At 29.4% G+C, this 13,736-nt stretch carries 12 protein-coding genes; 3 read left to right on the top strand and 9 right to left on the bottom strand.

Going from position 1 to position 13,736, the window contains the following annotated elements; all coding sequences use genetic code 11:
- Positions 1-2 precede the first annotated feature (2 nt).
- A complete protein-coding gene (locus KQI86_RS13605) occupies positions 3-608 on the bottom strand; it encodes an XTP/dITP diphosphatase (RefSeq protein ID WP_216439923.1) in 606 nt (201 codons plus the stop codon).
- Positions 609-761: 153 nt separating this feature from the next.
- Here KQI86_RS13605 and KQI86_RS13600 point away from each other — a divergent pair, with 153 nt between their 5' ends.
- Together KQI86_RS13600 and KQI86_RS13595 are read left to right on the top strand one after the other, a co-directional pair.
- Complete coding sequence (locus KQI86_RS13600) at positions 762-2,156, top strand: hypothetical protein (protein WP_216439922.1); 1,395 nt, start codon at positions 762-764, stop codon at positions 2,154-2,156.
- A 100-nt stretch (positions 2,157-2,256) separates the two neighbouring features.
- Positions 2,257-2,415 carry a hydroxymyristoyl-ACP dehydratase gene (locus KQI86_RS13595; RefSeq protein WP_216439921.1) on the top strand — a complete coding sequence of 53 codons (159 nt, stop codon included), beginning with the start codon at positions 2,257-2,259 and terminating at the stop codon, positions 2,413-2,415.
- A 10-nt stretch (positions 2,416-2,425) separates the two neighbouring features.
- On the opposite strand, the gene KQI86_RS13590 is transcribed toward KQI86_RS13595, so the two are convergent.
- Positions 2,426-3,925, bottom strand: a complete 1,500-nt coding sequence (locus tag KQI86_RS13590; protein ID WP_216439920.1) for a peptide ABC transporter substrate-binding protein — start codon at positions 3,923-3,925, stop codon at positions 2,426-2,428.
- A 169-nt stretch (positions 3,926-4,094) separates the two neighbouring features.
- On the opposite strand from KQI86_RS13590, the gene KQI86_RS13585 reads away from it, so the two are divergent.
- Entirely contained in the window at positions 4,095-4,316 is a 222-nt protein-coding gene (locus KQI86_RS13585; RefSeq protein ID WP_216439919.1) for a hypothetical protein, read from the top strand.
- Between the two features lie 37 nt (positions 4,317-4,353).
- On the opposite strand, the gene gatB is transcribed toward KQI86_RS13585, so the two are convergent.
- The 7 genes from gatB to KQI86_RS13550 form a co-directional block, all read right to left on the bottom strand.
- Positions 4,354-5,784, bottom strand: a complete 1,431-nt coding sequence (gene gatB, locus KQI86_RS13580; protein ID WP_216439918.1) for an Asp-tRNA(Asn)/Glu-tRNA(Gln) amidotransferase subunit GatB — start codon at positions 5,782-5,784, stop codon at positions 4,354-4,356.
- Positions 5,785-5,818: 34 nt separating this feature from the next.
- Complete coding sequence (gene gatA, locus KQI86_RS13575) at positions 5,819-7,276, bottom strand: Asp-tRNA(Asn)/Glu-tRNA(Gln) amidotransferase subunit GatA (RefSeq protein ID WP_216439917.1); 1,458 nt, start codon at positions 7,274-7,276, stop codon at positions 5,819-5,821.
- 27 nt (positions 7,277-7,303) lie between these two features.
- Positions 7,304-7,597 carry an Asp-tRNA(Asn)/Glu-tRNA(Gln) amidotransferase subunit GatC gene (gatC, locus tag KQI86_RS13570; protein ID WP_216439916.1) on the bottom strand — a complete coding sequence of 98 codons (294 nt, stop codon included), beginning with the start codon at positions 7,595-7,597 and terminating at the stop codon, positions 7,304-7,306.
- A 143-nt stretch (positions 7,598-7,740) separates the two neighbouring features.
- Entirely contained in the window at positions 7,741-8,004 is a 264-nt protein-coding gene (locus KQI86_RS13565) for a hypothetical protein (RefSeq protein ID WP_216439915.1), read from the bottom strand.
- Between the two features lie 32 nt (positions 8,005-8,036).
- Positions 8,037-10,028, bottom strand: coding sequence for an NAD-dependent DNA ligase LigA (ligA, locus tag KQI86_RS13560; protein ID WP_216440238.1), 1,992 nt, complete (start codon positions 10,026-10,028; stop codon positions 8,037-8,039).
- 43 nt (positions 10,029-10,071) lie between these two features.
- On the bottom strand, positions 10,072-12,309 hold the full coding sequence (gene pcrA, locus KQI86_RS13555) for a DNA helicase PcrA (protein WP_216439914.1): 2,238 nt from the start codon (positions 12,307-12,309) through the stop codon (positions 10,072-10,074).
- A gap of 196 nt (positions 12,310-12,505) precedes the next feature.
- Complete coding sequence (locus tag KQI86_RS13550) at positions 12,506-13,690, bottom strand: M20 metallopeptidase family protein (protein ID WP_216439913.1); 1,185 nt, start codon at positions 13,688-13,690, stop codon at positions 12,506-12,508.
- Positions 13,691-13,736 lie beyond the last annotated feature (46 nt).

Here is a 13,736-nt window from a genome sequence, read left to right as displayed (position 1 = left end):
TGCTATTCCCCCTGAAAATATTCTTTAATCTTTTTTTCAAGTTCATTTAAAGCTCTTCTTCTATGACTTATATTATTTTTGAGATTTCCCTCCATTTCCCCAAAGGTCATATTGTACTCTGGATAGCAGAATAGAGGGTCATAGCCAAAACCATGAATACCTTTTTCCTCATATCCAATGACCCCTTCTACTTCTCCTTGCACTTTTATAGTATTATTTTCATCTATAATTAGCACCATTGCACATATAAATTTTCCTTTTCTATTCTCAACATCTTTCATCATATTGAGTAATTTTTCGTTGTTCTTTTTATCATTTCCATGCTCACCTGCAAACCTTGCTGAATATATTCCTGGTTGCCCTCCTAAAGCTTCCACTGATAAACCTGAATCATCAGCTAGTACCATATAATTATCTTCTTTAAATAATTTAAATATTTCTAAAGCTTTTATATAGGCATTTTCTATAAAGGTATCCCCCGTCTCCTCAACTTCAATATCTATTCCTGCTTCTTTTAAGGATATTACATCAATATTTAAACCATCTAATATTTCTTTTATTTCTTTTATTTTATTTTTGTTGTTACTAGCTATAATTAATTTTTTCATTTTTTCACCATCCTGTTGTTAAAAATATAATTCTCTTAATCTCAATTATATAATAGTATAACATTTTTTTGCTATTTAAAATTTTCTTAGAACTATTTCTTTATATTTATCATATTATTTATATAAGGATTAATTTTATAGTAGGTGTTGTGTTTGAAATATATTGGACCTTTCTTAAGACTTAATACTTTAAACAAGGAGAACATAAAAAATCAATTGTTCCATCTATCAAAAGAATCTCTCAAAGATATCTTATTTAATTCAAAATGCGGTATACTCATGAATACTAAAGAATTTAGAAACAAAAAAACCTCTGAAGGTGAAGTCAACGTATTGAAACACTCTTTCCCAATTATATCCATATACAAAAAATCTAATCCAAAGCTAAAAAACGTAAATGACAGAATTTATTGGGCTGATGACAAATTTAAAAAAGAAATAAATATAACAACCAATGCATTTATGACTTTATCACTACTAGAGTTGGCGGACTATTATAGACAATTTGAAGATATTGATAAACGTAAACACTGCTACCATCTTATATATGATAATATAGCGAAAAAACAATTGCAATTTTATGCTAGCAATTTAAGAAATGAAGAAGGAGTTTTTATTGATAAAATAGACCTAACCGATTCCTCTTCAGATGATTACAAGTTAGAAGCAAAAGATAATAAATTTAAATTCTCTGATCAGGCTTTATTAATGGCCGCTTTTTACAAAGCATCTTTAGATGATGACTCAGAGGATGTTTTAGGTTATAGAAATTTTTCTTTAGACATACTAAATATGTTCTTAGAATATAGACATGAATTATATACTCTATCCATTGATGAACTTCTAAAATTATGCTTTGCACTGAATGTATTTTATGGTTATTCCAAAAATGAAGATGCTAATTTGTTAATGTTAGATATTTTTGAATTAATTAATGAAAATTATATTAATCATATTGAACTAAATTCTGAAATAAAAATTGAAAATTTGTGTTTGTCTTATATAAATTCATACTTATTATACAAAAATACAGGCTTCATTAAATATAAGGATATAATGAATAGACTAAATGAGGAATTAATTAAATGTTACAATGAAGAATGGGGAATTTTTGTAAAATTAAAAGAAAAGGACCCTTTAAAATTTTCTCCAATGGACATTTCTCTTTATTTATTATGCCTTATGATATCCTCTGAAAATTTAGATTGTGATTCTACTAATCTATCTCCTATTATTGCTAGCGTTTATAAAAGACAATTAATAAACTCAGGAATGATATTAAGTTGGCCAGAAGCTCCTACTTTAGATGATAGGGAAAGATATAAAAATTTTTCTTTAAATTCCGATGATCTATTAGATGAATCTGAATTTAAACCATCATATATAGCATCTCCTGAAAATTTAAATTTAGCATCAGTATTTATTAAGAGCGTAAAATATAACGAGAAAAAATCTTCATTTAAACAAGGTAAATCTTCATTTTATAGCGACAGAAACGTAATACCATTTTTCTTTATGATATATATCTATAATATTAGTTGCCAATAAAGTAAAATTTTAATTACTATATAAATAAAGTAATTGCATATAATATAGTTAATATAAGTTTTAATATTTTTCCTTTGCTTTACACTAAGGGAGGTAAAATATGATGAACATAAATTGCTCTGAAAATTGTATTCATTGTAAAAATGGTAATTGTACTTTAAACCATGTATCAAAGATTTCTAATCTCATTAGCAATGACTATAGTTGTGCTTATTTTGTAAAAAAAGGACCTACCAAAAAAGCTTCCCATAGAACTTAATTGGGAAGCTTTAAATATCATTAAAACTAATATTATTGAATAATATATCACCATTATAATTTAAAAATATATTATAAATACTATTATCAGCATATATAAGATTCTTTACAAATAATATAGGAACTACTGGCACTTCCTCCATGAGTATCTTTTCCCCTTCATTTAGTAATTTATCTTGCTCCACTGTATCTCCTTCTTTTTTAGCATTTAATATTATGTTGTCGTAATTTTTATTCTTATAACTATAAAAATTAAAATAATTATTAGAGCATATTTTCTCATAAAATGAAATAGGGTTTTTATACTCTTTTATTATCTCTAAAAGTACCATATCATAGTTATCCTTCTCCAATACATCCTTCATTTCTACTTCATTATAGCCTTTTAATAATATATTTATATTCAACTCATTTTTTAACTGCTTTTTTATTTCTTTTGCTAATTCATCGTTATATTTATTTTTTATATAAACAAGTTCTAAAGAAAGATCTTTATATTTACCAGAAGAGCCTACTCTATCCTTAGAATATTTCCAAGGGGAAGCCCTATCTTTAAAAATATTTTTGACTATATAATTTCTATCAATACTATTATATATATCTTTTCTTAATTTATTATCTTTAACTTTATCTCTTTTAAAATTAAAAGCTATAGCCTTCCCTATATAAGAATCATTTTCAATAACATAACTTCCATCTTTAATATTTTCATTATTCCATAAATCATAAATTTTTAAAAAATCAACTTTAGAGGTTGCAAAAGCTGCTAAAACTCCCTCTTCGCTGCCCTCATTTTGTATAGTCATTTTTTCATTTTTTACATTTTCACTATCCCAATATTGAGTATTATTCTCTAATTCTAATATATCTTTGTTAACATTTTTTATTATATATGGTCCTGAATATGCTATATAATTATAATCCTTTTCCCAACTTTTAAGAGTATAATTTATTTTTCTTAAAGAATATCTGGGATTTGATAGAATATCTAAAAAATAACTGCAGGGATATTTTAATGTAATCTCCAAGGTGTTTTTATCAACCTCTTTTACGCCAGTCTCTAAGAAATTAATATCTCCTTTTCTGTACTCTTCTAAACCTTTTATATAAAACAAATGATAATCAAAAACATTATTTACCCCTACGTTCAACGTTTCTGAAAAGAAATAAACAAAATCTCTAGCTGTTATACTCTCGCCATTATTCCATTTAGCATCATTTCTAATTTTAAAAGTATATTTAGTACCATTTTCTTCAACATCCCATTTATAGGCTAAACCTGGAACAATGTTACCTTCATCATCTTTTTTCACTAATCCTTCAAATAAGTTAACTAATAAGTAATTATATTCTCCTATAGTATCATCTAGTAAAATTAAATCTTTAGGGAAAGTTTCTACCCCATATACTATAGAATCTTTATTATCAAGATGATGTATATCTTTTTTCTTTTCTACACAACCACTTATAAGCACAAATATACATATTATCAACGCAATATATTTTTTCATTATTTTTCCCTCGTATAAAATTTTTACCATTTAATATTAATAATTATTCCCTTTTGCATAAAAATTAAAACAAGTTATTTTAAAAAATATTATTATGGTATATACTTAATTTATAATATTGTAACTATTTAGTAATTATTTAGTATTTTCATAATATGGAGGGGAACATATGCTTCTTGCTGTTGAAATTATTGGAATTGTAACTATGTGTGTATTAATTAGTGTATCTGTATTAGGCTTTATAATTTTAAAACAAATAATTAACCAACTTAAGTACAAAAATTATTTGCTAGAAAAACTAAATCTACATATATATAATCTATCAACTAATCTAAAACTAAAAGAGAATATACAAATTGTTGTACCGGAAAAGGATGAATTTAACTTATAAAAAAACCTTGTGGATTTTTATCCACAAGGTTTCTTTATTAAAGTTTTTCAACTTCATCATTTACAAGTTTGTTTACAATTTGAGGGTTTGCTTTCCCCTTTGTTTCCTTCATAATAAGACCTACTAAAAATCCAATTGCTCTTTTCTTTCCACTCTTATAATCTTCTATGGATTTAGGATTTTCTTCTATAACTTTCTTTACTACTTCTAATATAGCACCTTCATCGTTATTTTGAACCAATCCTTTTTCTTCTACTATAGTTTTAGCATCCTTACCAGTACTGAACATTTCCTCTACAACTTTCTTTCCAATATTGTTTGAAATAGTATTGGAATTTATTAATTTGATTAATTCTGAAAGTTGAGATGGTGTAAATTTCAATTCCTCAACAGTCATGGAGTTTTCATTTAATAATCTAGATATATCTCCCATTAACCAGTTTGAAGAAGCCTTAGGATCTCCACTTAATTTAGCTGTTTCTTCAAAATAGTGAGCCATAGCCATAGTTAAGGTCAATACAGATGCATCATATTTAGGTATTCCATATTCTCTTACAAATCTATCTTCTTTTTCGTGTGGTAATTCAGGTATAGTTTCTCTTATTTCTTCTATCCATTGATCAGATACATTTATAGTAACTAAATCTCCCTCTGGGAAATATCTATAGTCATTTGCCTTTTCCTTACTTCTCATAACTATAGTAACATTATTAGCTTCATCCCATCTTCTAGTGTCTTGAGATAAACTTTCCCCATTTTCAACTGCTTCTGCCTGCCTATTATATTCATATGTAAGAGCTTTTTCTAAAGCCTTAAAAGAATTCATGTTTTTTATTTCTGTTCTAACTCCAAATTTGCTAGTTCCTTTTTCCCTTATAGAAATGTTACCATCACATCTTAGAGATCCTTCTTCCATTTTGCAGTCTGATACTTGAACTGAAGCTAAAATACTTCTAAGCTTTTGCAAATAAAGAGTGGCCTCCTCTGGACTTCTCATATCTGGCTTTGAAACTATTTCTATAAGAGGCACCCCTGCTCTATTAAAGTCAACTAATGTCCCTGCCTTAGTATGAAGAAGCTTTCCAGCGTCCTCTTCAATATGTATTCTTTCTATTCCAATTTTCTTCTTTTCTCCATTGTCAAGTTCTATTTCAATATATCCGTCATGACAAATAGGTACTTCATCTTGAGTAATCTGATAGTTCTTAGGGCAATCTGGATAAAAATAATTCTTTCTATCCGTTCTACAAACTTTATTTATATCACAATTAAGTGCTAAACCAGCCTTAATAGCATACTCTACTACCTTTTTATTTAATTGTGGAAGTGAACCTGGCAATCCTAAGCATATAGGACATACATGTGTATTTGGTTTTCCTCCAAACTCTGTTGTACATCCACAAAAAATCTTAGTTTCTGTTGAAAGTTCGGCATGCACTTCTAAACCAATCACCGCTTCAAAATCCATATGTTTTTCAACTCCTTTTCTTACCCAATGATAATTATAATTTAGCTCTCATTTTATGCCAATCTGTGGATTGTTCATAACTATATGCTATATTAAATATGGTGTCTTCTCTAAAGTAATTTCCTATTATTTGAATACCTACTGGAAGACCATCAACCATACCACATGGTATAGATATAGCTGGCAATCCTGCTACACTTACAGGAACTGTATAGGCATCAGATAAATACATAGCCATTATATCTTCAGATTTTTCTCCAATTTTAAAGGCCTTAGTTGGGTAAGTAGGTGATATTATAGCATCAAATTCTTTAAATATGCGTTCATAATCATCTTTTATAAGTTTTCTAACCTTTAAAGCCTTTTTGTAATATGCGTCATAGTATCCTGCTGATAATACGTAAGTTCCTAGCATTATTCTTCTCTTAACTTCTTTTCCAAAACCTTCATCTCTCGTTTTAAAATATATATCCACTGGATCTGAATAATTCTTTGTTCTAGCTCCATATCTAATTCCATCGAATCTAGCTAAGTTAGATGAAGCTTCAGCACTAGAGATTATGTAGTATGCTGATAATGCATAATCTGTTAATGGAAGTGAACATTCTTTAACTTCTGCTCCATTTTCTCTTAGAACTTTTACAGCTTCATTTACAGCCTTTCTTACTCCTTCATCTAAGCCTTCTCCAAAGAACTCTTTAGGTATTCCTATTTTCTTTCCCTTAATATCCATGTTTAAACAAGCACTATAATCAGGAACTTCTATCTTTGCTGAAGTAAAGTCTTTATTATCCACACCTGCTATATGCTGCATTATTAAAGAAGAATCCCTTACGTCTTTCCCCATTACTCCAACTTGATCAAGGGTAGAACCAAAGGCTACTGCTCCATATCTAGAGATTCTTCCATAGGTTGGCTTAACACCTACTATACCACATAGAGCAGCAGGTTGTCTTACTGATCCACCTGTATCTGTTCCTAGTGCTAACGGTGTCTCCATAGATGCAACTGCTGCTGCAGATCCCCCAGAGGATCCTCCTGGTACTCTTTCTAAATCCCAAGGGTTTCTTACTAGCTTATATGCACTATTTTCATTAGAAGATCCCATAGCAAATTCATCCATATTTAACTTTCCAAGTATGATACCGTCTTCTTCTTTTATTCTTTGCACTACATGGGCATCATAGGGTGAAATATAACCTTCTAATATTTTAGATGCACAAGTATTTTGCATTCCCTCAACACTTATGTTATCTTTTATAGATACAGGCACCCCGCCTAATCCCTTTAGTTCTTCACCTTTAGATATTTTTTCATCAAGTTTTTTAGCTGTATCTATAGCTTCTTCTTTTCCTGTATAAAGATAAGCTCCAACTTTTGAATCAACGCTTTCTATTCTATCTATAAAGCTATTAACTACTTCTTCTACTTTTACTTCTTTATTTTTAATCATGTCTTTCAACTGATGAGCTGTAAGACTATATAATTCCATAATTCCAATTACCTCCCTCTTCTAAAATTATTCTCCATCAAGAATCTGAGGAACTAATACATATCCTTCTAATTTTTCTGGAGCATTTGATAACACCTCTTCTATTTTCATAGAAGGTTCTGTCTTATCTTCTCTAAATACATTTTCTGCATAATATGGATTTACAATTATATCTACATCGTCAGTATCAAGTTCATCTAATTTCTCCATATATGCTAATACTTTATTCAAATCTTCAATTAAAGCTTCCTTTTCTTCTTCTTTTAATTCCACTCTTGCTAATTCACTTACATGTTCTACATCTTTTTTAGTAATCGACATTCCACTCCCTCACTTTCTTAGAAAATTTTATAACTACTCAAAAATAACATATATATTGTATCATAAAAATTATTTTTTACATACTGAATCATATGCAAAAAGATATCAACATCTCAAAAGAGTTTGTTGATATCTTGCTACATTTAATACACTTTCATAAATATAAAAAACATACTTCCTGCTGCTAATATGCTACAAACGATAGGATACATCTTTTTAATATTTTTTAAATCTATAAATTTTACAGTCCAGATCACCATGGTAAAGAAGAGACACCATTGCAAAGTATAGTAGCTATTAAAGTACTTAATATAAACAAATTGATAAGTTGTAAGCATAGTCAATATTATGGCTACTGTAGTAAAAAACACAGAAACCCATCCTAATATACTAATAGTTCTTCCCATCTCTACTCCTCCAATTCTTTATCTATATGTCCTTAATTTCTAATCATTTGTTCGAATTCTTCTTCATTTATTGTTTTAACTCCCAATTCAATAGCCTTTTCATATTTAGAACCAGGCTCTTTCCCAACTAAAACATAGTTAGTTTTTTTGCTGACACTGCTAGATACTTTTGCTCCTAAACCCTCTAGTTTTTCCTTTATTTCTGTTCTTCCATAGTTTTCTAAAGAACCAGTAACTACTATTGTTGTATCTTTAAATGGACTATCTTCCTCTACACTCATCTCATCAGTTATAGGATTTATGCCTATGTCCAATAACTCATTTAAACTATTAATTATTTTCTCCTGTTTAAAGAAATCTATTATACTATAAGCTACTTTTTCTCCAATATCTTTGATAGATGTTAATTCCTCAAAAGAAGCATTCTTTATATTTTCTAGAGTTTTCAAATGCTTCACTAAGTCTTTAGCAGTTTTCTTACCAACATTAGGAATACCTAGCGCGTATATGAATGAGGATAATTCGGGATTTTTGCTACCTTCTATTGCATTTAAAATATTGCTAGCTTTCTTTTCTCCAAACTTGTCTAATGTTAATAATTCTTCTTTTTTTATTCTATATAAATCTCCAATAGATTTTATATTTAATTTTTCAAAGAATTGCTCTGCTGTTTTTTCGCTAAATCCCTCTATATTCATAGCTTCCCTATTTGCAAAATGCACTATACTTTTAACCATCTGCGGTTTACAAGATAGAGTATTTTCACAAAATAAATGTACACCATCTTGAATTAATTGACTATTACAATATGGACAGTTTTCAGGTGCTTGAATTTCTAGTCCATTATGTATGCTATCCTCAACTACACCCATTATTTCTGGTATAACATCATTAGATCTTCTAACATATACTTCACTACCTATTTTGACATTTTTTCTTTTTATGTCATCCATATTATTCAAAGTAGCTCTTTTAACCGTCGCTCCCCCTAGCTCTATAGGCTCTAAAATAGCTGTAGGTGTTACTCGTCCACTTCTACCTACATTCCACTCTACCTCCAATAAAGTAGTAGTAGCTTCCTCTGCTTCGAATTTATATGCAATAGCCCATTTAGGAAATTTTATTGTGTATCCTAATATTTCTCTAGTTTTTATATGATCTATAGCTATTACAATTCCATCTATCTCATAGTCTAATTCATTTCTAATGCTGTTTATATATTCTATTTCTTTTTGAATTTCTTCTATAGAGTTACAATTTTTAATATATGTATCTACAGGGAAACCCATTTCTTTTATAAAATCTAACATTTCTGTATACGTCTCAAAGGGTTCTCCTTCGCTATAACCTATATCGTAAAAAAATGCTGATAAATTTCTATTTGCCGTCTCTTTAACATTTAAATTTCTAAGAGCACCTGCTGCTCCATTTCTTAAATTTTTTAACGGAATAGCTGCACTTTTATTATATTCTTCAAAAGCTTTTTTGGTCATTATAGCTTCTCCATGAATTTCAAAAGCATAATTATTGTTAATTTTAAGTGGCAAGGACTTAATTGTCTTCGCCTGCTCTGTAATATTCTCTCCTATTACCCCTGTTCCTCTAGTGGCAGCTTTTACTAGTATACCATTCTCATCATAGGTACAATTTATAGTAAGTCCATCGAACTTTTTTGTCAATATATATGATGGTAGAGGTAATTTGTCTTCATGGGTACTATTATATTGAAGTACAGCTTTAACATTTCTGTTATGCCATTCAGTCAAGCCATTTATATTCTGTGATTTGTCTAAACTCCACAACGGTCCTTTGTGTTGATATTTTTCAAATTGCGCTAATATCCTATCTCCAACTCTTTGAGTAGGAGAATATGGTAGCATAAATCCAGTTTCTTTCTCTAGCTGTACCAATTCATCATATTTTTTATCATACTCTTTATCTGATATTGAAGGATTATCTAACACATAGTATTCATGAGCATATTTATTTAATTCTTCTACTAGAGAATATATCCTGTCTATCATTCCGTCTATCTCTTTATTATCTTTACTCAAAATACATCCCCCTCTAAACTGCTTCTAAAGGTGCCATACTCAGCATCAATATTTTTACTCCCATTTTATCAAAAGCTACTGTAAGCTTTAAATCTCCTCCACTTGGAATAGCACTCACTACAGTTCCCACTCCAAACTTATCATGTTTCACCTTTTTCCCAGGCCTTACTTGATCCGCAGTCAATTTATTTTCTTCATTATCGTCTTTAATCTTTATTTCATTTGTATTTTCTATTTTATTTAATGCTGTATTATTAATATTCGAAAACTCTCTATTTGTATATACGTTTCTTTTATTATAATAGGTATTATAATTATTTTTATTTAAATTTATATTTTCTTTTAAATCTATAGCTACCTCATTAATAAATTCTGACTCAGCGTAGGCTACAGTTCTACCAAAAATAGTTCTTCTTTCTGCGGATGTCATATATAGCTTTTCTTTAGCTCTTGTTATTCCAACATAGCAAAGTCTTCTAGACTCCTCCATCTCTTCCTCATCTTCTAAGGATTGTATCCCCGGAAATATTCCATTCTCCATTCCAGCCATAAATACTACAGGGAATTCCAAGCCTTTAGAACTATGAACTGTCATCAATACCACTGCTTCAGATTCTTCATCATAATTATCTACATCTGAAACTAAGGTAACCTGTTCTAAAAATGCAGATAGACTTTTATCTTCTGAATTGCTTTCAAAATGCACAGCAGCAGACACTAGTTCTTTTAAATTTTCAATCCTACTTAAATCCTCAATATTATTAGTTTTTTGTAATTCCTCCATATATCCTGTGCTCTGCAATATCTCTTCTATTAATTTTGATACGTTTATTTCATCTCTTTTTCTTATAAAGCTATTTATTAAGCTTATAAACTTATTGATGGAAGCTACTGCTCTTGCTGATAGTCCTATACTGTCTACATCTAATAAAACGCTATACATACACTCTTCCATGGATGATGCAAAAGATTGAACCTTGTCTACAGTACTATCACCTATCCCTCTTTTAGGAACATTTATTACTCTTTTTAAGCTAACATCATCTAGAGGATTATTTATTAATTTTAGATATGACATTATATCCTTTATTTCTTTTCTGTCATAGAACTTTAATCCTCCAATAATTTTATAAGGTATCTTATTTCTCATAAATGCTTCTTCAAAAATACGTGATTGTGCATTAGTTCTGTATAATATTCCAAAATCCTTATAACTTTTATTTTCTTCCCCTGATATCTTTTTAATTTCTGATGAAATAAATTGTACTTCTTCTATATCTGAATACCCTCTATAGATTTTAATTTTTTCACCTTTTTCATTATTTGTCCTTAAAACTTTAATTTTTCTATAGCTATTGTTTTTTATAACACCATTAGCTGCATCTAATATATTACTTACTGATCTGTAGTTTTGCTCAAGCTTTACTATTTTAGTATTTGGGTAATCTTTTTCAAATTCTAAAATATTTCTTACATCTGCACCTCTCCATGCATAAATACACTGATCATCATCACCTACAACGCATATATTTTTATGAGAAGAAGCTAGTAATCGTGTCAATTCATACTGTGATCTATTAGTATCTTGATACTCATCCACCATTATATATTTGAACTTTCTTCCGTAAAATTCTAGAACATCTGGATTCTTTTTAAAAAGTTCAACGGTTTTAAATATTAAATCATCAAAATCCATGGCATTATTATTTTTAAGCTTTTTTTGATATAGTGAGTAAATATCTCCTAATTTTTTTAATCTATAATTACTTTCTCCCTTTTTAATTACCTCTTCTGGTGAGATTAAATTATCTTTAAACTCTCCAATTTTATTTAAAGCTGATTTTTCATCAAAATCTTTATCACTTATATTTAATTCCTTTAAACATTCCTTAGCTAAAGTTTTTTGGTCATAGCTATCATATATAGCAAAATTTTTATTATAACCAATTTTTTCAGCTTCTCTTCTTAATATCTTTACACAGCTAGAATGAAAAGTTGATATCCACATATTATCTGCTTCATTTCCAACAATATTTTTTACCCTTTCCTTCATTTCATTTGCTGCTTTATTTGTAAAGGTAATAGCTAATATTTGAGAAGGATATACATCTAAATTTTTTATCAAGTGAGCTATTCTATAAGTTAAAACTCTAGTCTTACCTGAACCTGCTCCTGCCAATATAAGCAAGGGACCTTGCACAGTAGTTGCAGCATCAAGTTGCTCCTTATTTAATAATTTGCTTAAATCCATTAATCTTTCACTCCCTGTTTCCTAATAACTCAAATATAATGAATCAGTTTATATTATATCACTTAACTACCTCTTTAATCACCTTTAATATTTATTTTAATAAAACGTTTAAAAAGATTGGTTTAAAATTTACCTCTAAACCAATCTTTTATATTATCTTATATTTATCCAATAAATATATAAACTAGATTTCATTCTATTTTAACAAATCTATTGCCGTATTGCATAATACCTTTATCCCAACTGGTATAGCTCTCTCATCACAAATGAAATTAGGGTTATGAACTACGCAACAATCTTCATTTATTTCGGATTTACATCCTAACCACATAAAGGTACAAGGTATATATTGGTTAAAGAAGGAAAAATCTTCACCTCCTGTTGCCGGATATTGCGGTATAATTAAATTTTCTTCCCCTATAGAATATTTTAAAGACTCCATAACCTTCTCTGTAAGCTCTTCATCATTATAAGTTAATGGATATCCATTTACATATTTAAACTCATAATCACAACCTAATGCCTCACAAATACTTTTTACTATACTCTCAATTCTTTCTGGCATCATAGCTGCTATGTGTGGTGCGAAGGTTCTAACTGTTCCTTCCAAATTTACCTCATCAGGTATTACATTATACCTATACCCTCCTTGTATAATACCTAAACTAACTACAGCACTATCAAGAGGGCTTATGTTTCTGCTTACTATAGTCTGCAGAGCAGTTATTACATGCGCCGCTCCTACAATAGCATCAACTCCTTGATGAGGTGCAGAACCATGGGCACTCTTCCCCTTTACTTTTATAAATATTCTATCAGACTGAGCCATAATAGCCCCTTTTTTTACTCCTACTTTACCTAGGGGCACATCCCAAACATGAAGAGCAATAGCTGCATCTACCTTAGGATTTTCTAAAACTCCATCTTCTATCATGTAATTTGCCCCGCCAGTTGGATTGCATTCCTCTGCAGGTTGGAATACGAATTTTATATTTCCTTCTATGCTATCCTTCATATTTGACAATACCTTTGCCGCTCCTAAAAGTATTGAAGTATGAACATCGTGACCACAAGCATGCATTATATCTTTATTTTGTGATTTAAATGGTAGATCCGTTAGCTCATTTATAGGAAGCGCATCCATATCAGCTCTAAGCAAAATTGTTTTCCCTTCTTTTTTTCCTTCTAAAAGAGCAACTACACCTGTCTTACCAATACCTTTTTCTACTTTCAAACCTAATCCTTGGAGATTTTTATATACAACATCAGCAGTCCTATGCTCATTCATTCCAATCTCAGGATGAGCATGTATATCCCTTCTAATATTTATAACATCCTCCAAATTTTTATCTACTAACTTATCGATTAACTCTTTAGTCAAAATAAAACACCCCCAATTGAACAATCGCTAAATTTCTGTATTTTTA

The sequence above is a fragment of the Clostridium mobile genome, assembly GCF_018918285.1.
In the GTDB taxonomy this organism is placed as follows: Bacteria; Bacillota; Clostridia; order Clostridiales; family Clostridiaceae; genus Clostridium_AW; species Clostridium_AW mobile.
The sequence above is the reverse complement of the archived record's forward strand: the minus strand, read 5'-3'. Positions and strand labels throughout refer to the sequence as shown.

Coding starts and splice junctions, on each gene's coding strand:
- gatC (WP_216439916.1), bottom strand. CDS start 7,597: ATGTCGATTACTAAAAAAGATGTAGAACATGTAAGTGAATTAGCAAGA.
- ligA (WP_216440238.1), bottom strand. CDS start 10,028: ATGATAGACAGGATATATTCTCTAGTAGAAGAATTAAATAAATATGCT.
- gatA (WP_216439917.1), bottom strand. CDS start 7,276: ATGGAATTATATAGTCTTACAGCTCATCAGTTGAAAGACATGATTAAA.
- pcrA (WP_216439914.1), bottom strand. CDS start 12,309: ATGGATTTAAGCAAATTATTAAATAAGGAGCAACTTGATGCTGCAACT.
- gatB (WP_216439918.1), bottom strand. CDS start 5,784: ATGGATTTTGAAGCGGTGATTGGTTTAGAAGTGCATGCCGAACTTTCA.
- KQI86_RS13595 (WP_216439921.1), top strand. CDS start 2,257: ATGATGAACATAAATTGCTCTGAAAATTGTATTCATTGTAAAAATGGT.
- KQI86_RS13605 (WP_216439923.1), bottom strand. CDS start 608: ATGAAAAAATTAATTATAGCTAGTAACAACAAAAATAAAATAAAAGAA.
- KQI86_RS13590 (WP_216439920.1), bottom strand. CDS start 3,925: ATGAAAAAATATATTGCGTTGATAATATGTATATTTGTGCTTATAAGT.
- KQI86_RS13565 (WP_216439915.1), bottom strand. CDS start 8,004: ATGGGAAGAACTATTAGTATATTAGGATGGGTTTCTGTGTTTTTTACT.
- KQI86_RS13585 (WP_216439919.1), top strand. CDS start 4,095: ATGCTTCTTGCTGTTGAAATTATTGGAATTGTAACTATGTGTGTATTA.